This is a genomic window from Pseudomonas sp. RT6P73 (assembly GCF_054897715.1).
The window spans coordinates 1,862,000-1,886,074 of sequence record NZ_JBUBUV010000002.1; the positions used below are offsets into that span (position 1 = coordinate 1,862,000).

Annotated in this window: 20 protein-coding genes and 1 pseudogene; 14 read left to right on the plus strand and 7 right to left on the minus strand. The window is 61.1% G+C overall.

The genetic code is table 11. The annotated features are described in order from the left end of the window. The first annotated feature begins 89 nt into the window (after positions 1-89). Together ACYZT6_RS09150 and ACYZT6_RS09155 are read left to right on the plus strand one after the other, a co-directional pair. Positions 90-1,040: a GlxA family transcriptional regulator gene (locus ACYZT6_RS09150; protein ID WP_462026587.1), complete on the plus strand. Its 951-nt coding sequence runs from the start codon at positions 90-92 to the stop codon at positions 1,038-1,040. Positions 1,041-1,225: 185 nt separating this feature from the next. After that, a complete protein-coding gene (locus tag ACYZT6_RS09155; protein ID WP_462026588.1) occupies positions 1,226-2,710 on the plus strand; it encodes an ATP-binding protein in 1,485 nt (494 codons plus the stop codon). Here ACYZT6_RS09155 and ACYZT6_RS09160 read toward each other — a convergent pair. After that, complete coding sequence (locus ACYZT6_RS09160; protein ID WP_462026589.1) at positions 2,675-5,527, minus strand: ATP-binding protein; 2,853 nt, start codon at positions 5,525-5,527, stop codon at positions 2,675-2,677. The genes ACYZT6_RS09155 and ACYZT6_RS09160 overlap by 36 nt on opposite strands. Before the next feature lie 497 nt (positions 5,528-6,024). Here ACYZT6_RS09160 and ACYZT6_RS09165 point away from each other — a divergent pair, with 497 nt between their 5' ends. The 3 genes from ACYZT6_RS09165 to ACYZT6_RS09175 all read left to right on the plus strand — a co-directional run bounded on the left by ACYZT6_RS09165 (position 6,025) and on the right by ACYZT6_RS09175 (position 8,974). Further along, positions 6,025-6,600 (plus strand): flavodoxin family protein, encoded by a 576-nt coding sequence (locus ACYZT6_RS09165; RefSeq protein WP_462026590.1) that lies wholly within the window; start codon positions 6,025-6,027, stop codon positions 6,598-6,600. Between the two features lie 31 nt (positions 6,601-6,631). Next, positions 6,632-7,456, plus strand: coding sequence for an alpha/beta fold hydrolase (locus ACYZT6_RS09170; RefSeq protein ID WP_462026591.1), 825 nt, complete (start codon positions 6,632-6,634; stop codon positions 7,454-7,456). 75 nt (positions 7,457-7,531) lie between these two features. Beyond that, the gene (locus ACYZT6_RS09175; RefSeq protein WP_462026592.1) at positions 7,532-8,974 is read left to right on the plus strand and encodes a catalase; all 1,443 of its coding nucleotides are present in this window, start codon (positions 7,532-7,534) and stop codon (positions 8,972-8,974) included. 197 nt (positions 8,975-9,171) lie between these two features. Here ACYZT6_RS09175 and ACYZT6_RS09180 read toward each other — a convergent pair whose 3' ends face one another. Beyond that, positions 9,172-9,609 (minus strand): helix-turn-helix domain-containing protein, encoded by a 438-nt coding sequence (locus ACYZT6_RS09180; RefSeq protein ID WP_462026593.1) that lies wholly within the window; start codon positions 9,607-9,609, stop codon positions 9,172-9,174. Positions 9,610-9,850: 241 nt separating this feature from the next. Between ACYZT6_RS09180 and ACYZT6_RS09185 the strand changes: the two are divergent. The 7 genes and pseudogenes from ACYZT6_RS09185 to ycaC all read left to right on the plus strand — a co-directional run. Next, positions 9,851-10,030 (plus strand): annotated as a pseudogene (locus ACYZT6_RS09185) (MBL fold metallo-hydrolase); the annotation flags it as partial. A gap of 34 nt (positions 10,031-10,064) precedes the next feature. Next, positions 10,065-10,985, plus strand: a complete 921-nt coding sequence (locus ACYZT6_RS09190; RefSeq protein ID WP_438661716.1) for a LysR family transcriptional regulator — start codon at positions 10,065-10,067, stop codon at positions 10,983-10,985. A gap of 1,297 nt (positions 10,986-12,282) precedes the next feature. Next, a complete protein-coding gene (locus ACYZT6_RS09195) occupies positions 12,283-12,642 on the plus strand; it encodes a DUF6124 family protein (RefSeq protein WP_462026594.1) in 360 nt (119 codons plus the stop codon). Positions 12,643-12,949: 307 nt separating this feature from the next. Then, positions 12,950-13,366 (plus strand): DoxX family protein, encoded by a 417-nt coding sequence (locus tag ACYZT6_RS09200; protein WP_462026595.1) that lies wholly within the window; start codon positions 12,950-12,952, stop codon positions 13,364-13,366. After that, positions 13,359-13,952, plus strand: coding sequence for an antibiotic biosynthesis monooxygenase (locus tag ACYZT6_RS09205; RefSeq protein WP_462026596.1), 594 nt, complete (start codon positions 13,359-13,361; stop codon positions 13,950-13,952). The genes ACYZT6_RS09200 and ACYZT6_RS09205 overlap by 8 nt, the downstream gene beginning before the upstream one ends. Next, on the plus strand, positions 13,949-15,787 hold the full coding sequence (locus tag ACYZT6_RS09210; RefSeq protein ID WP_462026597.1) for an amidohydrolase: 1,839 nt from the start codon (positions 13,949-13,951) through the stop codon (positions 15,785-15,787). Before ACYZT6_RS09205 ends, ACYZT6_RS09210 begins: the two co-directional genes overlap by 4 nt. Before the next feature lie 68 nt (positions 15,788-15,855). Continuing rightward, on the plus strand, positions 15,856-16,482 hold the full coding sequence (gene ycaC, locus ACYZT6_RS09215; RefSeq protein WP_392887294.1) for an isochorismate family cysteine hydrolase YcaC: 627 nt from the start codon (positions 15,856-15,858) through the stop codon (positions 16,480-16,482). A gap of 230 nt (positions 16,483-16,712) precedes the next feature. On the opposite strand, the gene ACYZT6_RS09220 is transcribed toward ycaC, so the two are convergent. Further along, positions 16,713-18,149 (minus strand): mechanosensitive ion channel domain-containing protein, encoded by a 1,437-nt coding sequence (locus ACYZT6_RS09220; RefSeq protein ID WP_462026598.1) that lies wholly within the window; start codon positions 18,147-18,149, stop codon positions 16,713-16,715. A gap of 232 nt (positions 18,150-18,381) precedes the next feature. Further along, positions 18,382-19,401 (minus strand): alpha/beta hydrolase, encoded by a 1,020-nt coding sequence (locus ACYZT6_RS09225; RefSeq protein WP_462026599.1) that lies wholly within the window; start codon positions 19,399-19,401, stop codon positions 18,382-18,384. A gap of 238 nt (positions 19,402-19,639) precedes the next feature. Here ACYZT6_RS09225 and ACYZT6_RS09230 point away from each other — a divergent pair, with 238 nt between their 5' ends. Next, a complete protein-coding gene (locus ACYZT6_RS09230; protein ID WP_462026600.1) occupies positions 19,640-20,536 on the plus strand; it encodes a LysR family transcriptional regulator in 897 nt (298 codons plus the stop codon). A 162-nt stretch (positions 20,537-20,698) separates the two neighbouring features. Here the strand turns inward: ACYZT6_RS09230 and ACYZT6_RS09235 are convergent, their stop codons facing one another. From ACYZT6_RS09235 to gspG, 3 genes are all read right to left on the minus strand, one after another. Beyond that, the gene (locus tag ACYZT6_RS09235; RefSeq protein ID WP_462026601.1) at positions 20,699-21,421 is read right to left on the minus strand and encodes a hypothetical protein; all 723 of its coding nucleotides are present in this window, start codon (positions 21,419-21,421) and stop codon (positions 20,699-20,701) included. A gap of 149 nt (positions 21,422-21,570) precedes the next feature. Then, positions 21,571-22,758: a type II secretion system F family protein gene (locus ACYZT6_RS09240; RefSeq protein ID WP_462026602.1), complete on the minus strand. Its 1,188-nt coding sequence runs from the start codon at positions 22,756-22,758 to the stop codon at positions 21,571-21,573. Positions 22,759-22,773: 15 nt separating this feature from the next. After that, complete coding sequence (gene gspG, locus ACYZT6_RS09245; RefSeq protein ID WP_462026603.1) at positions 22,774-23,208, minus strand: type II secretion system major pseudopilin GspG; 435 nt, start codon at positions 23,206-23,208, stop codon at positions 22,774-22,776. A gap of 195 nt (positions 23,209-23,403) precedes the next feature. Between gspG and ACYZT6_RS09250 the strand changes: the two genes are divergently transcribed. Then, positions 23,404-24,012: a lytic transglycosylase domain-containing protein gene (locus tag ACYZT6_RS09250; protein WP_462026604.1), complete on the plus strand. Its 609-nt coding sequence runs from the start codon at positions 23,404-23,406 to the stop codon at positions 24,010-24,012. Positions 24,013-24,075: the final 63 nt, after the last annotated feature.

Sequence of the window (24,075 nt, forward strand, 5' to 3'; positions counted from 1 at the left end):
GTGATGACGCCTTCGCGGGCAAGCCTCGCTCCTACAGGGATTGGTGTTTGGCAGAGGGATTTTCTTTTGACTTCAGTGATTTTGAACCTATGAAAACCGTGGCTATGGTGTTGTTTCCGGACTTTCTGCTGCTCGACTTGGCCGGGCCCATGGAAGTGTTTTCCATCGCCAATCGATACCTCGCTTCGGATGACCGTTACGAGCTGTCGACCATTGGCACCGAGCATGGCGCACTGCGCGCATCCAACGGCGTCAGCGTGCAGACCGACCTGCACATCGATCAAGCCGATCATCCGTACGACCTGTTGCTGGTGCCGGGCGGCCCGGGTGCCTACAACGAAAAACATCCACCATTGCTGTGTTGGCTCAAGGCCGCTGTCGGTCGCGCCGAGCGCTACGGCTCGATCTGCACCGGCGCGTTTGTGCTGGGGCATGCCGGGCTGCTGGACGGTTATCGCGTCACCACCCACTGGCATTACACCGAGCGACTGATCAACGGTTTTCCAAAGGCAACTGTCGAGACCGACCAGATTTACGTTCAGGACCGCAACCTCATCACCTCCGGTGGCGTCACCGCCGGCATTGACCTGGCCCTGTCGGTGGTCGCCGAAGACCACGGCAAGAAAGTCGCCCAGGACGTCGCCAAGGTGTTGCTGGTGGTGATGAAGCGCCAGGGCGGGCAGGCACAGTTCAGTCCGTTGATGGCCACCGTCGCACCCCATGAGACGCCGATCACCCGCGTGCAGAACTATGTGCTCGAACACCTCGATGAAGCCTTCAGCATTGAACGCATGGCCAGCCTGGCGAACATGAGTACGCGGCACTTCGCCCGGATGTTTGCCCGGGACGTAAACATGACGCCCATGGAATTTCTGCAAAGCGCACGCATCGATTGCGCCCGAAATCTGCTGGAAACCAGCGACGTGCCGCTCAAGACCGTGGCCTTCAAAAGTGGTTTTGGCAGCGTGCGGCACATGCGCTTTCTGTTCGCTGAAAAACTCGGTCTGACCCCGACGCAATACCGCGAACAGTTCAGCTAGAGCGTTCTTGGCCGTTGTGCGCACCGCAATGGCCGTGACGCTCCCACCGCGGTAGTTGTACCGTCACTGATGCCTGCCAAGATACCCGTGAACTCTTTGCAATGGAGGTGCGGGAGCCTGGAGGGCGGGTGCGATGGATATTTGCGCACTGTGAGCCGGGCCAGGTTTTCAGCACGCAAACGTGCATGAACAGCCTCAGCGATTTAAACAGCGATACGGTGCTGCGGTTCGGCCCCTACGCATTCCACCTGCGGCAACGGCTGATCCTGGACGGTGATCGGCCGCTGCGCATGGGCGGTCGGGCCCTGGATATCCTCCAGGTGCTGGTCGAGCGCGCCGGCCAGGTGGTCAGCAAGGACGAGTTGATTGCCCATGTCTGGCCGACGTCGGTGGTCGAAGAAATCAACCTGCGTGTGCACATTGCGGCCCTGCGTCGGGCCCTTGGCGACGGGCAGAACGGCCAGCGCTACATCGTCAACATTCCCCAGCGCGGCTACAGCTTTATCGCCCCGGTGGAGCCAGTGCCTGCGGGTACCTTGGTCTCGATCGAGACCGCGCAAAAACATCAGCACAACCTGCCTGCCCGGCTCACGCCCGTGACCGGTCGGGATTCGATTGTCGGCAGTCTGGTCCGGCAGTTGCCGGTGCGGCGTCTCATGACCCTGGTCGGCCCCGGCGGCATCGGCAAGACCACGGTGGCGTTGCGCGTCGCCGAACTGCTGTTGCAGCACTATGAAGACGGCGTGTGGCTGGTTGATTTTGCGGCGCTCGATGACCCCGCGCGAGTGGTCGATCACCTGACGCAGACCCTTGAGCTGGAAGTCGGCACAACCCTGGACGTGTTGGTGCAACGGCATACGTTGCTGGTGTTCGATAACTGCGAACACTTGCTGGAGCGCTGCCGGACATTGGTCGAGGACTTGCTGGCGTTGGCGCCTCGGCTGTCGATCCTCGTCACCAGCCGCGAACCGCTGCTGGCAACGGGGGAAACGGTCCAGCGCTTGCCGTCCCTGGCGGTGCCGCCCGCGTCGGCCTTGCACAGCGTGGCCGAGGCCATGGGCTATTCGGCGGTGCAGCTGTTTGTCAGTCGCGCCCGCAATCGCCAACAAGGGTTTGCCCTGCGTGAACAGGACCTCAAGGCAGTGCGTGAAATCTGTCGGCGCCTCGACGGTTTGCCGTTGGCCATTGAACTGGCGGCGGCGCAGATCGATGCGCTGGCGTTGGTCGGTTTACAAGCTCAGTTGGATAACTGTTTTCAGCTGCTGACCCAGGGCCGGCGCACGGCCGTGCCCCGGCATCAGACCCTCAAGGCCGCGCTGGACTGGAGCTATGAACGGCTGGGCACTCTGGAACAAACCGTATTGCAGCGCCTCTCGGTATTCAAAATGTCGTTCACCCTCGATGCCGCGATTGGCGTGAGCAGTTGCGAGGTGCTCAAGCCCGATCAACTGGCGGTGCTGGTGCAGCGCCTGGTGGCCAAATCGTTGCTGTCGATGGATCAGGTCAATGGCACCACCCGTTATCGCTTGCTCAACACCACGCGCACCTATGCGCTGGAGAAGCTCGAACACAGCGGTCACCTGCGTACGTTCGAACGGCGCTACTCGCATTACATCAGCCGTGCGCGCTGGGTCTCAGGCGTGCAGTTGCCCATGGAGCTCGTCGAGTAACCGGCGGACTTTGCTCAGGTCCGGCGTGGCAAAACCTTCGGTGAAGCGGTTGTAGATCGGCGCCAGCAGTTCATGTGCCTGCTGATGCCGACCCTGACGCTGCCACAATTGCGCCAGCGAGGTGGCACTGCGCAGTTCCCAGGCCAGCGCGCCCTGATGCCTGGCCACATTTAACGCCCGAACCAATATCTCCTCGGCTGCGACGACCGTGTAGGAGCGAGCCTGCTCGCGATGACGTCCGCCCAGGCAATCCATCTCCGGCTGATTATCCTCCGCCAACAATGCATCAGCCCTGGCACGCAATATCTCCGCCGTGCTCCAGCCTGCCGTACCGGCGTCGGCCCGTTGCAACAGGGCGTCATCGACGAAACCGCTATCCAGCGTGACCATGATGTCCTTGATCAACCCCACGCCTGGTTGAAGAGGCAGGTGCGCCTCGGCGCGGTCGATCACCTGCGCATAGTGCCGGGCCCAGGTGTAGAACAGCAGCACCGAGTGTTTCTGCGCTTGCTCGAGCAACAGGCGCAAGAGTTTGCGGGCGTTCTGGCTGTCGCCGTTGTAGTGAGCGATCAGGCAACCGGCCAGTGCCAGGGTGTAGCAGATGGACGTGCCGTGGTTGATCTGGATGGCAATGTCCAGCGCTTGCCGGGCGGTGCGCCAGGCTTGTTCCGGTTGCCCCTGCAACCAGAGGATGCGCGCCAGAATCGTCAGGGCGGCGACGCTCTGATCGTACTGCACGCCAAAACCGTGGGTGAAGCGGTTGAGGTGCCCGCTTTGGGCCATGCGTTGAATGACCTGTTCGGCATTCATCCGCGCCAGCTGCTGGTCCCCGGTAAAGTGCAACGCCAGCACCCGCAAGCGATGCATGCTGAGGGACAAGACTGCATCGCCGTACAACCCCAATCGATCGAATTGCCGGCTCTGCTCCAGAGCCGTTTGATAATTGGCGCAACAGAGGTTGACCGCCATGTGCCCGGACACCGCCCGCAACTGACCGGCTAAATCGTTGCACTGTCTGGCCAGGGTTCTGGCGCTGACGAACGCCTCGATGGGTTCCGTCGCGCAGACCTGAGTGTGGTAACAGGAACTGCCGAGGGCCAGCTTGAGGGTCATTTGCAGATGAGGGCAGGGCTCGGGCGCCGCCTCGAGCAAGGCCAGCGCCTTGCGCACGTAAACGCCGTGTTCCTTGAGCAGCGACAGTTCCTGCCAGAGTGGTGTCGAGGTCGCGGTTAAGCGGATCGCCAGTGCCTGCGGACCTTGAGCGTTCAAACCCCAGTCCAGGGCCGAACGAATGTCATCCAGGCTGCGGGCGTAACGCTCGATCCACAGGTCGGTGGAGATCAGCTCCCAGTCAGTCTCAGCCAGATGCATCAAGGCCAGGCAACGTTCGGCGTGACGTTTTCGCGTGTCCTGCAAATCGGCGGTCTGGTCGAGTTTTTCCAGGGCATAGCTGCGGGTGGTGTCGAGCAAGCGGTAGAACACTTCTTCGTCGCCCACCTCCACGTTCAGCAACGACTTGGCCACCAGTTGCGTGATCGAACCGAACACCACGCCGGGCTCGATGTGGTCGCCGACGATCACGGCTGCCGCCGACTCCAGCGTGAAGCCGCCCCTGAACACGCCCAGTCGGCGCAGGCAGGTTTGCTCGCAGGCGTTCAACAGTTCGAAACTCCAGTCGAGCGTGGCGCGCAAGGTTTGGTGTCGGCCCAGCGTCGACGGACAGCCCTGAGTGAGCAGGCGAAAACTGCCTTGCAGCTGCGTCAGCAATCCGCTCAGTCCAAAGTTGCCGACTTGCGCCGCCGCCAGTTCGATGGCCAGCGGAATGCCGTCCAGACGGTGGCAGATTTCAATCAATAGCGGCAGCTCGTCATCACTCAGCTCGAAACTGTCATGGCTGGCCATGGCTCGCTCGACAAACAATTGCAGCGCAGAAAAGGTCAGTGCCTGAGCGCGGTCCAGCACCGCGATGGGCGGTGGGCAATCGAGGGATTCGAGACGCTGGACGAACTCACCTTCGGCCCGCAGGCTCTCGCGGCTGGTGGCCAGGATGTGCACGTGTGGCGCGGCGCGCAGGATGCTTTCGCAAAGCAGTGCGACGGCGTCGAGCAGGTGTTCGCAGTTGTCGATCACCAGCAGCATTTGCCGATCGAGCAGAAACGCGCCGAGGCTGCTCGTCGGTTCGGCGTCGTGCAGGGACAAATCCAGCAGCGTGGCCAGATGTGCGGTGATCAACGTCGGGTCATGGATCGGCGCAAGGTCTAGCAGGCGAATGCCGTCCCGATAGCGACCGATCAACAGTTCGGCGACGCGCAGCGCCACCGTGGTCTTGCCGATGCCGCCGGGGCCGACGAGGGTGATGAAACGCTGGCGTGACAGTTGCGTGACCAGGCTCTCGACCAGCAATTGGCGACCGATCATGCGCGTGCGACGGATGGGCAGGTTATGGGCGCTCGGCTCGAGGCTTTCGCTCGCCAGAGGTTGCTCGATCGATTCCAGCGAGAACGGCGCGACAAAACTGTAGCCGCGCTGGGCGACGGTGACGATATAGCGCTGGCCGGCCTGGCCATCGCCAAGAGCTTTACGCAGCGCCGCCATGTGTACGCGCAGGTTGATGTCTTCGACGACGCTTTTGGGCCAGACCCCGGCGATCAGTTGCTGTTTGCTGACCACGTTTCCGGCGTGCTCCAGCAGGATCAACAGAATGTCCATGGCGCGCCGGCCCAGGCGCAGGGGCTGGTCAGCCTCCAGCACCAGGCGTTGTCCGGGATAGATCCGGTAGGGGCCGAAATGGATGGCCTGCTCGGGGGAAAGGGTCAACGTGTCGCTCCTGCTTGCGTCCGTCTAGTACGCGGTTTTCGAGCATATTCCTCAGGTTTATCCATCAACGCAACGAGGGTTCGGGTGACTGTCGGGTGTTCGCGGCGGCTGCCAGTACCCGGCGCCACTGGCCGGTGCCGTGTTTATTGGCTGCAACCGTAGCAAAGCAGGTGTTGAGGCTTTTGGCGCGCCAATGAAAATTAACAACGTTTAACTCGTCCTGCGTCTGGTCTACGCCCAAAACTCTGCCTCTTCAACATCCGCTGGTCTTGTGGGATTGCGCAACCTGTAGGAGTGAGCCTTTGTGGCGAGGGGATTTATCCCCGTTCGGCTGCGCAGCAGTCGTAAATCCGGCTGATGCGGTTTAGCTGTTACCACCGAGTTGAATGGTTTTGGGGCTGCTTCGCAGCCCAACGGGGATAAATCCCCTCGCCACAGGTCGCTCCCACAGGGAGGGCGGTGTTGCTAAGGGATCAACTTGTCATGAGGACACCGGGATGAGCAACGTGGTGGTGGTCTATCACAGTGGCTACGGGCACACCCGGGTCATGGCCGAAGCCGTGGCCCAGGGGGTGGAGCGGCACGTGGGCAGCACCTGTCTGCTGATTCCGGTCGACGAAGTGGACCAGCACTGGGAACGCTTGCACAACGCCGACGCCATCATCTTCGGCGCCCCGACCTACATGGGCAGCGCGTCTGCACCGTTCAAAGCCTTCATGGAGTCAACGGCGGCGTTCTACCTCGCCCAGCCGTGGCGCGACAAACTGGCCGCCGGCTTCACCAATTCCGGCTGCCTGTGCGGCGACAAACTCAACACCTTGCTGCAACTGGCAGTGTTCGCCGCGCAGCATTCAATGATCTGGGTCGGCCTCGACCTGCTGCCGGCGCGCTCCAGCACGGGCGCCTTCGACGGGCAAATGAATCGCCTCGGCAGCTCCCTCGGCGCCATGGCCCAGTCGAATGTCGAACAGACCCCGGACCTCGCCCCACCTCCCGAAGATCGCTGCACCGCCGCTCATTTGGGCGAGCGGGTGGCGCGTCTGGCCGAACGCATGGCCCCACCACCGGTTTGACTCACCCCAACACTCGCTAAGGAGATATCGCATGAGTACGTTCACGACCCGAGACGGCACCGAGATTTACTACAAGGATTGGGGCACCGGCCAACCCATCGTGTTCAGTCACGGCTGGCCGTTGAACGCCGACAGCTGGGAATCGCAGATGATCTTCCTGGCCTCCAAAGGCTACCGGGTGATCGCCCACGACCGTCGCGGCCATGGCCGCTCCAGCCAACCATGGACCGGCAACGACATGGACACCTACGCCGATGACCTGGCGCAGTTGATCGAGTTGCTCGACCTCAAGGACGCCGTGCTGTTCGGCTTCTCCACCGGCGGCGGTGAAGTGGCGCGCTACATCGGTCGCCACGGCACTGACCGCGTGGCCAAGGCCGGGCTGATTTCCTCGGTGCCACCGCTGATGCTCAAGACCGAAGCCAACCCCGGCGGTCTCCCGATCGAAGTGTTCGACGGCATTCGCCAGGCGTCCCTGGTCGACCGTTCGCAGCTGTACATCGACCTCGCCAGCGGGCCGTTCTTCGGCTTCAACAAACCGGACGCCAAGCCGTCCCAGGGCATGATCGACTGGTTCTGGATGCAAGGCATGATGGCCGGCCACAAGAACGCTTATGACTGCATCAAAGCGTTCTCCGAAACCGACTTCACCGAAGACCTGAAGAAGTTCGACATCCCGACGCTGGTCGTACACGGCGACGCGGACCAGGTGGTGCCGATCGAAGCAGCGGGCATCGCCTCAGCAAAACTGGTGAAAGGTTCTACGCTGAAGATCTACCCCGGCGCCCCTCACGGCTTGACTGATACCCACAAGGATCAGCTCAACGCTGATCTGCTGGCGTTCCTCAAGGGTTGATGTACCCCGGCGCGGGGGTAGACCCGCGCCGGTTTTCGCTCCTGATGAGAGCAGCAAGCCATCGAGAACCTGTTCATGAAAAAGCTCACCAATGCCACCGGCGCCCCGGTGGTCGATAACCTCAATATCCAGACCGCCGGCCCTCGTGGGCCGGCGCTCCTGCAAGACATCTGGTTGCTGGAAAAACTTGCCCACTTCGACCGCGAATTGATCCCCGAACGGCGCATGCACGCCAAGGGCGCGGGCGCCTACGGCACCTTTACCGTCACCAATGACATCACTCGCTACACCAAAGCCAATATCTTCAGTTCAGTGGGCAAGGAAACGCCGCTGTTCGTGCGCTTTTCCTCGGTGGCCGGCGAGCGCGGCGCGGCGGATGCCGAGCGCGACATCCGTGGCTTCGCGGTGAAGTTCTACACCGACGAAGGCAACTGGGACATTGTCGGCAACAACACGCCGGTATTTTTCTTCCGCGACCCGCTGCGTTTCTCCGACCTCAACCACGTGGTCAAACGCGACCCGCGCACCGGCCTGCGCAACGCCACCAGCAACTGGGACTTCTGGACCTTGCTGCCCGAGGCGCTGCACCAGGTGACCATCGTCATGAGCGATCGCGGGATTCCCACCAGTTTCCGCCACATGCACGGCTTCGGCAGTCACACCTTCAGCCTGATCGACCGTGACAACCAGCGGGTGTGGGTGAAGTTTCACTTTGTCTGCCAGCAAGGCATCGAAAACCTCTCGGACGCCGAGGCTGCGGCGGTGGTCGGCAAGGACCGCGAAAGCAACCTGCGCGACCTGTACGAAGTCATCGAGCAGGGCAATTTCCCGCGTTGGAAACTGTGCATCCAGGTGATGGAAGAACAGCAAGCGCTCAACTATCGGCATAACCCGTTCGACCTGACCAAAGTCTGGCCGCATGGCGAGTTTCCGCTGATCGAAGTCGGCATCATGGAGCTCAACCGCAACGCCGAAAACCACTTCGCCGAGATCGAACAAGCGGCGTTCTCGCCGGCCAACGTGGTGCCGGGCGTGAGCTTCTCGCCGGACCGCATGCTTCAGGCGCGGCTGTTTTCCTATGGCGATGCGCAGCGCTATCGCCTGGGCGTGAACTTCAACCACATCCCGGTCAATGCGCCACGCTGCCCGGCCCACAGCTACCACCGCGACGGCGCCATGCGCACCGACGGCAACCTCGGCGGCACCGCCAGTTACTTCCCCAACAGCGTGGGCGAGTGGCAGGATTCACCGGAACTGGCCGAACCGCCGCTGCCACTGGAAGGCTTCGCGCAGCACTACGATCATCGGCTGGAAGAGGACCATTACGAGCAGCCGGGGAACCTGTTCCGCTTGCTCGATCCAGTGCGCAAACAGCTGCTGTTCGACAACACCGCGCGTGCCATGAACGGCGTGCCACAGGCGATCCGTCAGCGCCATATCGACAACTGCAGCAAGGCTGATCCGGCGTATGGGTTTGGCGTGGCTGAAGCGTTGGAACGGCTTACTCCGTTGGGCTGACGCAACCCACGTGGCAGCGCACGGCTTTGTAGCAGCTGTCGAGCCTGCGAGGCTGCGTTCGGCTGCGAAGCAGTCGTCAATCCTGATGACGCGGTATGCCTGACACCCCGCGTTGGCTGATTTTACGACTGCTGCGCAGCCGAACGCAGCCTCGCAAGCTCGACAGCTGCTACAGGACCGTGCGGTGTTGGGCTTTATTACGCGTGAAGTTGAGCGGTGCAGGCGGGGCGTTGGGGCAGGGCGCGCACAACACGGCAGCGCCACGCAAACGGATTAATACCTTCGCTGCGGGTGAAGATGTGGCAGAAATGCGCCTGATCGCAGAAGCCGCATTCGAGGCTGATTTGCGTCAGTGTCAGGTCGGTGCTCTGGATCAACTGCTTGGCGCGGGCGATGCGTTGGTCACGAATCCAGTCCTGGGGCGAGAGCCCGGTGCTGCACTTGAACGCACGGGAGAAATGACTGCGCGACAGGGCACAGGCGCGGGCCAGTTCGGTCACTTCAACGGTTTCACCGAGGCGTTCGAGGATCAGTTGCTTGGCCAGGCTTTCGCGCCACGGGGTCAGGCCGCCGGTGGTTTTCTTTCGCGTTGCAGTGACAGTCGCGCAGGCGAGGTTTTGCTGAGAAGAGGCCATGACAGATGTCCGTGTCGGTGAGCTTCATTCTTGGTCGCAGGGCTCTGACAGGCGAGTTAAACGTTGTTAATTCCATCGGTGCGCAGGGGAGACAACAGCGCTAACTCAGCACATTGCTGCAATTTCCATGACCACCCCACGTGCACAATCGTCGTCATTGGGCGACGTTTTACATCGCCGTTTTTCTGACTCGATCAAGGGTGAAGGCATGAAACATTCCCTGATTTGTGCGCTGGGGCTCGCGATCAAGAGCTGCGCGAAAGTGTTCAATGATGCGGCGGCGAGCGATAGCTGGGTGACGGCGGCAAACTTGCCGTTTCAGGGCATCAGCCACATCGCCGCCGAGGGCAAGCATTTTCAGTGGGTGCCGGTCGAATACGGGCCTTACAAACGTGCGGCCAAAGTGCCGCTGATCGAGTAAAGTCACCGGCTGAACACACAAGGAAACCGTGCCTATGAACCGTAACGATCTGCGCCGCGTCGACATGAACCTGCTGGTGATTTTCGAAGCGTTGATGTTCGAAAAGAACCTGACCCGTGTGGCCGAAAAACTGTTCATGGGGCAGCCGGCGGTGAGTGCGGCGCTGGGGCGGTTACGGGATCTGTTCGACGATCCGTTGTTGCTGCGCAATGGCCGCGGCATGGAGCCGACGGGGCGGGCGCTGGCGATTCTCAAGGAGCTGCAACCGGCGATGGATGTGATTTCCGGGGCGGTCAGTCGTGCCAAGGAATTCGATCCGACGACCAGTTGCGATGTGTTCCGCATTGGGCTGTCGGACGACGCGGAGTTCGGTTTGTTTCCGCCGTTGTTGCGGCAATTGCAGGAAGAGGCGCCGGGGATTGTCGTGGTGGTGCGTCGTGCCAACTATCTGTTGATGCCGGCATTGCTGGCCTCGGGGGAAATTTCCGTGGGGGTGAGTTACACCACGGATTTGCCGGCGAATGCCAAGTGCAAGAAGTTGCGGGACATTCCCTGCAAGGTGCTGCGCGGGGATAAACGACCGGGGACGCTGACGCTTGACGAATACTGTGAGCGGCCGCATGCGATGGTGTCGTTCTCCGGGGACTTGAGCGGCAATATCGATCTGGATTTGGCCAAGGTTGGTCGCAGTCGCCGTGTGGTGTTGGGTGTGCCGCAGTTCAGTGGTTTGCGTGCGTTGCTGGCCGGGACTGAGATGATTGCCACGGTGCCGGATTATGCGGCGTGTGCGCTGGTTGAAGGGTGTGCGTTGCGGGCGGAGGATCCGCCGTTTCCCATTGATGCGGCGCAGTTGTCGATGGCGTGGAGTGGGGTGCATGACAATGATCCGGCGGAGCGGTGGTTGCGGTCGCGGATCAGTGAGTTCATGTCGAGGCCTTTGCCGGTTTCGGCTTGAACGTGGCGGCCTTCGGGCCGACCACATTCCCGCCTGTGCCCGATCTCCTGTAGGAGCGAGGCTTGCCCGCGAAGGCGGCCTGACAGCCGACCAATCTCTTTGAGGTGTACATATCCATTCCTGCGGTAACGGCCACTTATGGTTCCGCCCTTACGGCGTGTCACTTTGGCAAACGCCCCAAAGTAACCAAAGGTCTTCGCCCCAGCGTCCGGCCCCTCGCCTAGGCTCGGCGTACCCTCGCTCCGGCATTCATCTGGGGGCATCGCCTCCGGTCGGCTTCGCTTCGACCTCCTCTCGATGTGTGCGGCTTCGCCGCACGGCGCTGCGCGCCTACCCCCCAGATGAACGCCTCCACTCGGCCTACCGAAGGGGCGGGCAGATCAAAAGCCAGATCAAGATCAAGAGCTGCAGGCGAGCTAACGCTCGGCCTGTTGAGTGGTGACAAGCGAAGCGTGTACGCCGATTTGTTGTAGGAGCGAGCGGTGCGGCGATCCGACTTGCCCGCGATGGCGGCCTGACAGCCGACCGGTCTCTTACAGGCACACTTCATTCATTGTGGGAGCTGGCTTGCCTGCGATGGCGGCCTGACAGCCGACCGGTCTCTTGCAGGCACACTTCATTCCCTGTGGGAGCTGGCTTGCCTGCGATGGCGGCCTGACAGCCGACCGGTCTCTTACAGGCACACTTCATTCATTGTGGGAGCTGGCTTGCCTGCGATGGCGGCCTGACAGCCGACCGGTCTCTTGCAGGCACACTTCATTCCCTGTGGGAGCTGGCTTGCCTGCGATGGCGGCCTGACAGCCGACCAGTTTCTTGCAGGCACACTTCATTCCCTGTGGGAGTGAGCCTGCTCGCGATGACGGATTATCAGCCAACATCAATGTTGAATGGCGCACCGCAATCGCGAGCAGGCTCGCTCCCACAGGGGAATGTGTGTTGATTTGAGGGCTGTGTTTAATGTTGTTTAGCGTTACGTCCTGAAAGCTACAGATCCTTGCGCCGTTGCCTACGACTGCGCCAGAATCCGCCGGCTTGTGCGCTTTGACCCAGGTCTTTATCGTTTCCGCATCGCTGCCAATCAGTGATCGGGTTTAGCGACCCGGACTATCAAAGTGCATCTGTTTTCCAGACTTTTTTGCCGACTTTTGACGTCTGCAATTACGTTATGGTGGCTGTATGCGGGAGACCTTCGGGTCTACCGGGTGCCTTTGACCGGTTCGCTAACCTGCATACAGTCGCCACCCTTACTTGTTTAGCGACAGGTGCTGGTGGTGCGATTTTCCAAAGGAGACTCACCATGTTCAAAGCCACACCCAATCCCCCGGAAGCCGACGACGTTTCCCCCTACGATCCGCTCGATCCCAAAAAACTCAACGAAGCCGCCGACCGCGCGCTGGATCACTATCTCAACCCGTCTGCCCTGAAATCCCCCGTCATCCGGAAGCCCAGCACAATGTTCATCGTCGCCCCCGATATCGATAACGAAAGCCTGTTGACCCATGCTTGCGAATCTCTGGCGTCGGCGAGTGTGCTGGCCGGTGATTTTGCGGGGCATCTGGAGGGGCCGCAGCGGCATACGATGCTGGGCATTCAGCAGGTCATCATGCTGGCCGAGCTGGCGGTGAATCGGGCGTTGGATGGTGTTGATCCGCGGTAACGGTGTCAGCTGAAAAGAACGGTCTCGATGAGGCCGTTTTTTGTGCCTGGCAGAAACCTTCCAGCAATAAAAATTCCCTGTGGGAGCGAGCTTGCTCGCGATGGCGGTGTGTCATAAATATTGTTGTTGCCTGAACCACAGCTATCGCGAGCAAGCTCGCTCCCACAGGGATCTTCGGTTGATTGCAGATTGGAGCACGCCGCAAAAAAAGCACACCCATCCAATTTTTCCCGCCCCCACACCGGCACTATCAAATGAAGTCCCGGCGCAACGACGCCGGTAGTTCTTCATTTGTGCAGGTGAGCCCATGAATACGTCGCGATGGGATGATCGGGCCCAGGATTTCGGGCTGCTTTTTCTGCGGGTCACTGGCGGTTTGTTTCTGCTGTGGGTGCACGGTTTGCCGAAGCTGCTTAACTACAGCGCTCAACTGCAAGTCATCGAAGACCCTTTCCACCTGGGTGCCAACGTCACGCTGATGCTGGCGATTTTCGCCGAGGTGCTGTGCCCGCTGCTGATTATCGCCGGCGTGCTGGTGCGTCTGGCGTGCCTGCCGATTTTGTCGGTGTTGCTGGTCGCGCTGCTGGTAGTGCATGCGCAATGGAGCCTCGATGAAGGGCAGTTCGGCTGGCTGCTGTTGATTGTGTTCACCAGCCTATTTATCGCCGGGCCAGGACGGCTGGCGCTCAATGTCCGATTCGCCGGAGCTTTGCGTTATGCCTGAATCCAATCGTTTCGAGGAAGTCGTGACCCTGGTGATCAAGCACCGGGTCAAGGCCGGTTTTGAAGTGCCTTACGAAGCCTGGTTGCGCAACATTGTCAGCATCGCCGGGCAGCAGGAAGGGCATTTGGGCGTGGACGTGATGCGCGGTAAAAACGCCGGCCTGGACATGTACACCTGCGTGCTGCGGTTTTGCACCACCGATGCGATGCAGCACTGGCTCGATTCGCCGCAACGCCTGGAGTTGGTCAACGAGGCCACGCCGATGCTCGCCGATGGCGACCAGACCGAGGTCAATCCGGCCAATGAATTCTGGTTCGCGCCGCAAGCCGACGCCGCATCGCCGCCGCCACCGCGCTGGAAGCAGGCCGTGGTGACGCTGTTGGTGATTCTGCCGCACACCTTGCTGGTGCCGCTGCTCTGGGGCCCGCTGCTGCAACTCAACGCCTTTCTGTCCAATTACGTGGTCGCCACGTTTCTGATCACGCTGACCATCGTCGTCTCGGTGGTGTACCTGTTCATGCCGATGGCGACGCGTCTGTTCGCGCCCTGGCTGTCCCATTCCACTCCTTCCAAGGAAACGCGATGAACGCCGATCTGATTTTATTCAATGGCCAATTCCATACCGTTGACCGTGAAAACCCACGCGCCAGTGCGGTGGCGATCAGCGAGGGTCGCTTCGTCGCGGTCGGCACCGATGCCGACGCCATGGCCCTGCGCGGCTCGGGCACCCAGGTCATCGACCTCAAGGGTCGTTGCGTCATTCCAGGCCTCAACGACTCGCACTTGCACCTGATTCGTGGCGGTCTGAATTACAACCTCGAACTGCGTTGGGAGGGCGTGCCGTCGGTGGTCGATGCCTTGCGCATGCTCAAGGACCAGGCCGATCGCACGCCCACGCCGCAATGGGTGCGGGTGGTCGGTGGCTGGAACGAATTCCAGTTCGCCGAAAAGCGCATGCCAACCCTCGAAGAGCTCAATCAGGCCGCGCCGGACACCCCGGTGTTTGTCCTGCATTTGTACGACCGCGCCTTGCTCAACCGCGCCGCATTGCGCGTGGCCGGTTACACCCGCAACACGCCGAACCCGCCGGGTGGCGAGATTGTGCGCGATAGCAACGGTGAGCCGACCGGCATGTTGGTTGCGCGTCCCAACGCGATGATTTTGTACTCGACGCTGGCCAAGGGGCCGAAGTTGCCACTGGAATATCAGGTCAACTCGACCCGCCAGTTCATGCGCGAACTCAATCGCCTCGGCCTGACCAGCGCCATCGACGCCGGCGGCGGTTTCCAGAATTATCCGGACGATTACCAGGTGATCGAGCAGTTGGCCAAGGACCAGCAACTGACTATCCGCATCGCCTACAACCTGTTCACCCAGAAGCCGAAAGAAGAGCTGACCGACTTCAAGAACTGGACCAGCAGCGTGACCCTGCATCAGGGCGACGATTACCTGCGCCACAACGGCGCCGGGGAAATGCTGGTGTTCTCGGCGGCGGACTTCGAGGACTTTCTCGAGCCACGTCCGGACCTGCCGCAAACCATGGAAGACGAGCTGGAACCGGTGGTGCGCCATCTAGTCGAGCAGCGCTGGCCGTTCCGTTTGCACGCCACGTACAACGAATCCATCAGCCGCATGCTTGACGTGTTCGAGAAGGTCAACCGCGACATTCCGTTCAACGGTTTGCCGTGGTTCTTCGATCACGCCGAAACCATTACCCCGCAGAACATTGAGCGGGTGAGGGCGCTGGGTGGTGGTATCGCGATTCAGGATCGCATGGCATTTCAGGGCGAATATTTTGTCGAGCGTTATGGCGCCAAAGCCGCCGAAGCCACGCCGCCGATCAAGCGCATGTTGGCCGAAGGGGTACCGGTCGGCGCCGGCACCGATGCCACGCGAGTGTCCAGCTACAATCCATGGACTTCGCTGTACTGGATGGTCAGCGGTCGCACCGTCGGTGGCCTGGAACTGCACGCAGAGGGCCTGTCCCGACAAACTGCGCTGGAACTGTTCACCCACGGCAGCGCCTGGTTCTCTTCCGAGCAGGGCAAGAAAGGCATGATCAAGGTCGGCCAACTGGCGGACGTCGCGGCCTTGAGCGCGGACTTTTTCAGCGTCGATGAAGAAGCGATCAAGTGGATCGAATCGTTGTTGACCGTGGTCGGCGGCAAGGTGGTGTACGCCGCCGGTGATTTCGAAAAACTCGGGCCGGCCAGCGTGCCGGTGCTGCCGGACTGGTCGCCGGTGGTCAAGGTGCCGGGTCATTGGCGTCCGACGTCGCCGATGCAGGCGCAGGTTCACCATTGCAGAGGGCCGTGCGGCGTGCATTCCCACAGTCATGAAAAGGCCCGTTTATCGAACGCGCCGGTCAGCGATTTCGCCGGTTTCTGGGGCGCGTTCGGCTGCTCGTGCTTCGCGTTCTGACGATCACTATCAGCGCCGATGCGATGTGTCGGCGCCTTGCGTAATTCCCATCCATCGAGGAGATTCACATGAGCAACGTTCCGTACAAACGCCTGAACAAAGACGATGCTGTTGTCCTGCTGGTCGACCACCAGACCGGCCTGATCTCGCTGGTTCAGGATTTCTCGCCGAACGAATTCAAGAACAATGTGCTGGCCCTGGGCGATGTGGCCAAGTTCTTCAAACTGCCGACCATCCTGACCACCAGCTTCGAAAGCGGTCCGAACGGTCCGATGGTTCCTGAGTTGAAAGAGCAGTTCCCGGATGCCCCATATATCCCGCGTCCAGGCCAGATCAATGCCTGGGACAACGAGGATTTCGTCAAGGCCGTTAAAGCCACCGGCCGCAAGCAGTTGATCATCGCGGGTGTGGTGACCGACGTGTGCGTCACGTTCCCGACGCTGTCGGCGCTGGCGGAAGGCTTTGAAGTGTTTGTGGTGACCGACGCTTCGGGCACTTTCAACGAAACCGTGCAGCAAGCGGCCTGGGCCCGTATGGCAGCGGCCGGTGCACAACTGGTGAACTGGTTCTCGGTTGCGTGCGAGCTTCAGGGTGACTGGCGCAACGACATGGAAGGCCTGGCGAACCTGCTGTCGCCGCGCATTCCGAACTATCGCAATTTGATGAACAGCTACTCGGTGCTGACGTCGAAATAAGCCCCGCCGCCGATGAAAATGCCCGCGACTGTGCGGGCATTTTTTTGTCTGGCGAATGAGCTTTCTGTAGCAGCTGCCGAGCAACGCGAGGCTGCGTTCGGCTGCGAAGCAGTCGTAAAACCTGAGTGCGAGTTTTTTCTGACACACCGCATTGTTTGAACTCGCGACTGCTTCGCAGCCGAACGCAGCCTCGCAGGCTCGACAGCTGCTACAAGAAACCGTGTGGCCCGTTACACCGATTGGCGTTTTTGCAGCCAGCTGAGGAAACCGCTTTTCTTGATTTGCACCGGTTTAGCCATCAACGCCAACCGGCTGTTCTGCTGCCGCACCGCTTGCAGCTTGTTCAACGCCCGACCCACTTCAACCTGCCGCTCCATGCATCCACGGGTCAGGGATTTGTCGATCCGGTAAATGATGCACGAGGTCAAGGTGGTGAAGGTGGCCTGGGACGGCGTGTCGGTGAGGATGCTTTGCTCACCCATCACCTCACTCGGCCCCATGCGACCCGCTTCGGTTTGCCCAGTGCCGTCCGGCACGGTGGCGCTGACCACACCTGTGGCGATCACCATCAGGCTGTCCGGCACTTCGCCCAGTTCCAGCACCACTTGGCCGGCCGCGTATTGCTGCGGGACCATCGACTGAGCCAATTGATCGCGCTCATCTTCACTCAGGGAACGGAAGATCTTCACTTCGTCGAGCAACGCCCGTGCGCGGGTCGTCGGTTCAATCACGCCATCGATCTGCCGGGAAATGCCTGCCGCTTCGAGGTGCCTATGTGCCAGGTCAAACAGCTGATTACGCACGTCGCTTTTCTTGCCGAGCTCGGTGATAAAACCGCTGGCCACGTATTCGGACATGGTTTCGCCAGCCTCTTTCAACACTGCTTTCGGCGCCGGGTTGAGCAGCAAACTGCTGCTGCCCTGAAGCGTGCGCTCCAGTGCGTCCAGCACCCGACGTGGGCGAATGTGGTTGGGCACCTGAATGCTGATCGACACGCCGTGCATGTTGTTCGGCCGACTGAGATTGACGATTTTCGCCTTGGCCGCCACCGAGTTCGGCACCACGGCCGTGCTGCCGGCGCTGGTCAGCAGGTGGGTGGCGCGCCAGTCGATGTCGAGCACTTTGCCCTCGACGCCATCGATCATGATCCAGTCATCCACCTGATACGGCTTGGTGGTGTTCAGCACGATCCCGGAAAACACATCGCTCAAAGTGCTCTGCAACGCCAGACCGACGACGATGGCCACGACGCCGGACGTCGCCAGCAAGCCCTTCACCGGCAACTCCAGCACATAACCGGCCGCCGCGACGATGGCGATCAGAAACACCAGCGCGCCGATGACGTCCTGCAACAGGCGACCGCTGTGACCGATACGACGCATCAGCACCAGGCCGATGACTTCGGTGAGCACCCGTGCGGCGTACAACCACCAGAGAATCCCCAATGCCGTGGCGCCCAATTGCGCGACACGATCCTCGGCCAGCAACGGCGCCTGCAATGGGCTCACACCGGCGTTGATCACCAGCGCGCTGAACATCACAAACAGCGCCAGCCGCACGCCAACCCGCGTGACGCGATGCTTGAACGGCGCGAGGTGCCAGAGCACGGTGTCGATCACCAGCAACAGGGCGCTCCAGGACAGCAGATGGGCGAGGAGAAAGGACATGGGGAAACTCCGGCTAAAGATCGCTTTCGATTCATGTAGCAGCTGTCGAGCACCGCGAGGCAGCGTTCGGCTGCGCAGCAGTCGTGAAATCAAGCAATGCGGTTTGTCAGGAGGACCGCGTATTCAGGTTTCACGACTGCTGCGCAGCCGAACGCTGCCTCGCGGTGCTCGACAGCTGCTACAAAGGCAAGCAGCTTCGCCACACATTGCTGTGTGGCGAGGGGGGAGGGCCTCAGTTCAGATGCGTCTTGAGTTCCAATGCCGCCTGGCGAACCGCCGCCTTCACTTCCGCAATCTGGCTCAGCGGGTTGAGCAGGCCGAAGTCGTGGATCATGCCGTTGTAACGCACCGCCGTGACCGGCACACCGGCCGCGTCGAGGTGGCGGGCGTAGGCTTCACCTTCGTCACGCAACACGTCGAACTCGGCGGTTTGCACCAGGGCAGCGGGCAAGCCTTTGAGCTGTTCGGCGCTGGCTTGCAGCGGCGAGGCATGGATCTGCGCACGCTCGGATTTGTCCGTGGTGTAGTTGTCCCAGAACCAGTTCATCATGCCCTTGGTCAAGAAATGGCCTTCGGCAAATTGCTGGTACGAGCCGCTGTCGAACTGCGCATTGGTCACCGGCCACATCAACAACTGGAAGCGCAGCGCCGGGGTTTTCTGTTCCTTGGCCATCAACGCCACGACCGCCGCCATGTTGCCGCCGACGCTGTTGCCGGCCACCGCAAGGCGTTTGCCATCGACGCCGATGTCCTTGCCATGCTCGGCCACCCAACGGGTCGCGGCGTAGGCCTGGTTGATCGCGGTCGGGTAGTGCGCTTCCGGCGATGGCGTGTAATCGACATACACTGCGACTGCGCCGGAGCCGACCACCAAATCGTGGATCAGACGCTGGTGAGTCGGGTAATCGCCCAGCACCCAACCGCCACCGTGGAAGAACATGAACACCGGCAATTCACCTTTGACCTTGGCCGGCCGGACGATTTTCAGGTTGATGGTTTGCCCATCGACCTTGATCGCACGGTCGCTGACGTCCGCACCCGACAGATCAACCTTCACCGAATTTTGCGCACCGGTCAGTACCGCACGGGCCTCTTTCGGGGTCATCTGCTCAAGCGGCTTGCCACCCCCGGCGGCGAGTGCTTCGAGGAAGGCCTGGGTGTTGTGTTCGACGCCCGGGCTGCCGGCGGCGAATGCGTTGCCGATGGAGAGGGCGAGAAGGGACGCGGTCAGGGTTTTGTTGACGATGTTCATGGTTAATTCCTTTTTAATTGTGTACTCGGTCCCTGTAGCAGCTGTCGAGTGAAACGAGGCTGCGATCATTTAAAACAAGATCAAAAGATCGCAGCCTCGTTTCACTCGACAGCTCCTACAAGTATTGGGTTTTGGTTTAGAAGCAGCGGCTGTCGCTGCACCGTTGACACAGATTAATAGGTCGCCCAAAAGGGAAAAAGCGGCTATAAAGTGTTTGACTGTCAACCAAGGCGTGACAATGAACCCGTTCGAAGATATGCGTATTTTTTGCCAGGTCATGGACTCCGGCAGCTTCACCTCGGCAGCCGATCAATTGGGCCTGTCCAAGCAGTTCGTCAGCCGCCGCTTGATGCAGCTCGAAGAGCGTCTGGGCGTGCGCTTGCTCAATCGCTCCACGCGGCGACTGGACGTCACGCCGCTGGGGCAGAGTTATTACGAGTCGGCGTTACGCCTGCTCGGTGAAGTCGAGCAGGTGGAGCAGGGCATCGCCGGCCAGACTACCGAGCCACGCGGCACCATTCGCGTGAGCGCGCCGTTGTCGTTTGCGCTGGCGCACTTGGGTTGCCTGCTGCCGCTTTTCTTGCAGCGCTATCGCGATGTCACGGTGGAAGTGGACTTGAGCGATCGTCCCGTCGACTTGCTCGGTGAGGGGTACGACCTGGCGTTGCGCATCGGCACTCTTGAAGACTCGACACTGATCGCCCGACGCATCGCTTCCATCCAGCGCGTGTACTGCGCCAGCCCGGCTTACCTTACCGAGCGCGGCACGCCGCTCAAACCCGAAGACCTGCACAGTCATGACTGCCTGCCTTACGGCCACGGGCGTCAGGTGCAATGGCGTTTCGAAGGGCAGGGCAAACCGCTGACCGTCAACGTGACGGGCAGGATGCGGGTCAACAACGGTGAGTTGCTCAAGGATGCGGCGGTGGCCGGGATGGGGATTACGTATTTGCCGACGTTCATTGTCGGTTCGGCGCTGAAGGATGGCCGGCTGGTGCCGGTGCTGGACGAGTTTCGTCCGCAGCCGCTGACGTTATCGGCGGTGTATCCGCAGCACCGCCAGAGTTCGCGGCCGGTGCAGGCGCTGATCGAGTTTTTGCGCGAGCGGCTGGATCGGGTTGAGGGTGGGTTGTAGAGCACCGGATCACACAATTCCTTGTAGGAGCGAGCGGTGCGGCGATCCGACTTGCCCGCGAAGGCGCCGTCACATTCAAAACAAGTGTTGACTGATACGACGCCTTCGCGGGCAAGCCTCGCTCCTACAGGGGATTTGTGGAGTTTTGAAGGTCATTGATTGTCAAGTCCGTTTGTCATCGCCTGGCTCGCCACCGACATGCACGCCGTGGTCATCGCCGATCTCACCGGAACGATGGACGCCGTGGTCGTCGCCGATCTCACCGGAGCGATGAACGCCGTGGTCATCGCCGATTTCACCGGAGCGATGGACGCCGTGGTCGTCGCCGATCTCACCGGAGCGATGGACGCCGTGGTCGTCGCCGATCTCACCGGAGCGATGAACCCCTCGATTGTGGCCGACTTCGCCTGAACGATGTACGCCATGATCGTCACCCGGTTCGGCGTGAGTGCCGCTGCGCCCGGAGGAGGATGAGGCGGTGTTGCCGGAGTGTCCCGAACCATGGTCGCTGCCGCTGTGACCGCTGCCGCTGTTGCCGCCACTGCCACTGTTACCACCGTTGCCGCTGCCACCGTGACTACCGCCATTACCGCCGCTGCCGCTGCCTCCGTGACCACCGCCATTGCCGCCGCTTCCACTTCCGCCGTGACCACCGCCATTGCCGCCGCCACCGCTTCCACCGCCACCGCCGCCGGATCCACCACCACCACCGCCATTGCCGCCGCCACCAGATCCGCCCCCTCCGCCGCCAGATCCACCGCCACCACTACCACCGTCCTTGGCCTGGGCACTCGACACCCCGGACAAACTGTCCGGAATCAATATGGTAGACGCCGACAGAACTGCGCCAATCGCTACTGCCAGTAAAAGCTTGTTGATGTGCATGTCGTTCTCCGTCTTCTTATTCAGGTTGGAACGTTGATGAACAATGCAACTTGCTGCTCGATTCAATGGGTGAACACCGCAGCGCGCTGATTAATTCAGTTGCAACGTGGATGAACGATGAACGGTACGACTCGACTCCGTTCCAGGAGTCAGTGAATGCTCGAGGCCAGCTCGAAGATCGGGATGTACATCAGGATCACGATGACCCCGATCAGCAGGCCGATGAAGGTCATGAGCAGGGGTTCGAACAACCGCACGAACCATTCGATCCAGCGGCTGATTTCTTCGTCGTAGAAGTCGGCGCTGCGCTCCATCATCTGCCCGAGGTTGCCGGACTGTTCGCCGGCGCGCAGCAAGCGCAGGGACACCGGGGTCACCAGGTGATTGAGTTCCAGCGCGGCCGACAGCGATTGTCCCTCGCGCACCCGTTCGCAGGCCTGGTCCAGGCGCACGCGGGAGGCGGGGGTGAGCAGGCCGCGAACCATGCCCATGGCGGTGACGAGGGGGATGCCGCCCTGCAGCAGGATCCCCAGGGAGCGATAGAAGCGCGCCAGTTCGTACATGAAGATGCGTTGATGGACTGCCGGGAGTTTTTCGATCACACGGTCGACGCCCCGGCGAAAGGCCGGTTGGCGCTGGAGAAAGCCGAGGGCGACGATGATCGCCGCCAACCCGCCGAAGAATTCACCCTGGTGGGCGTGCAGGAACATCCCGCAGCTCATCAGCACTTGTGACAGCCACGGCAGGTTTGACCCCAGCCCTTCGAACACCAGGCTGAAGCGCGGCACCACGTAACCCATCAAAAACAACACCACGCCGCCGCCCACCACCAGCAACAGCAGGGGGTAGATCGAAGCGCTGACGATTTTTTGCCGGACCTCGTCCATGCGCTGGCGATAGCTGACATAGCGGCCCAGGGCATCGCCCACGGCGCCGGTTTTTTCGCTGGACTGCACCAGCGCGACGTAGAGAGGAGGGAACACCGCCGACAACTGGGCCAACGCCTGGGAGAACGATTTGCCTTCGTACAGCAGGCGCACCAGTTCGCTCAAGGTTTTACGGGCCTGGGGCGCGTTCTCTTTTTCCGCCAGGCTTTCCAGCGCATCGATCAACGGCAGGCCCGCATTGAGCAAGGTGGTCAGTTCCTGGCTGAACAACACCAGGTTGAAGGTCTCGCGTTTTTGTAAACGCAACGCGCGCCAGTGCCGATCGACATGCAGGCTGACCACCCGCAAGCCCTGGTCTTCGACAATACGCCGGGCTTCGCTGTGGCCGGGCGCCTCGACGGTCATCGAAACCACGCCGGCCTTGCCCACAGCCTTGAGATGAAAGCGCATGGTCGCCACTCCCCGTCATTGCCAGCTGGTGACTTCGGCGTTTTCGCCTTCGCCGCCGGGTTGGCCGTCCTTGCCCATGGACAGCAGATCGTATTCGCCGTTTTCGCCGGGGTAGCGGTAGTTGTAGTTACGGCCCCACGGATCCTGCGGCAGTTTTTTCTGCAAGTAAGGACCGGTCCATTTGGTTTCATCGCTTGGTGCAATGACCAGCGCCTGCAAACCCTGTTCGGTCGACGGGTAATGACCGACCTCCAGACGGTACAGATCCAGCGCCTTGCCCAGGCCTTCGATTTGCGCCTTGGCCACCTTCACTTCGGAGCGGCCCAGTTGGGCGAAATACTTCGGCGCGACGATGCCGGCCAACAGCCCCAACACCACCAGTACGACTAAGAGTTCGAGCAGGGTGAACCCGCTTTGGGTACGCGGGGCGGAACGCAAACGCTGATTCATGATGACCTCACACAGTCGGCAGAAGGGTCGCCCTGAAGGCGTATGCAATTGCCATGCTCACCCCCGGACTTGCTTCTGTAACCCCTGTATTACGGGCCTTTGCGCTTTCGGCACAGTGCTTGCGTATGGCTTGTTTACTACCGGCCATTGGGGCAATACCCCCATTTTTCGGGGCCGGGCAGGGGAGGCAAAATAATGAAAACACTCACCACAGGACTGCTCGGCTGTTTGCTGCTGACGAGCGTCGCACAGGCCGATGTGTTCGTTTCCGTGGACGCCAAGGGCAGCTACGTGCTGTCCAATGTTCACCGTCCCGGCCGCACCTATGAACGGGTCATTCACGAGCCCCAATCCTCGCTGGTCGGCCTCGATCAGCAGCCCCAGATGATTGCCAAACAACCTTATGCAGAGCTGGTTTCGGCGGCCGCCACGGCCAACGAATTGCCGGCGGCGTTGTTGCACGCCGTCATCCGCGAAGAGTCCCGCTACAACTCGGATGCGACCTCCCCCAAAGGGGCCGGTGGGCTGATGCAATTGATGCCCGATACCGCGCGGGAAATGGGCGTGAAGAATGTCTATGACCCGAAAGCCAACATTCAGGGCGGCGCCAAATACCTCAAGCGCCTGCTGACCCTGTTCGACAACGACATCACCCTCGCCGTGGCGGCCTACAACGCCGGGCCACAAGCGGTGCTGAGCCGTGGCGGGGTGATCCCGCCATTCGCCGAAACCCAGCGTTATGTGCCCAGTGTCTTGCGCCAATACCGCCGCTTGCAGGGCCTGGCCATGGATGCACCGTTGTAATGGGGGGGATCCCCCATATGTGGGGCAACCCGATCCGTACCACCGACCGAAGACCGCATTCGC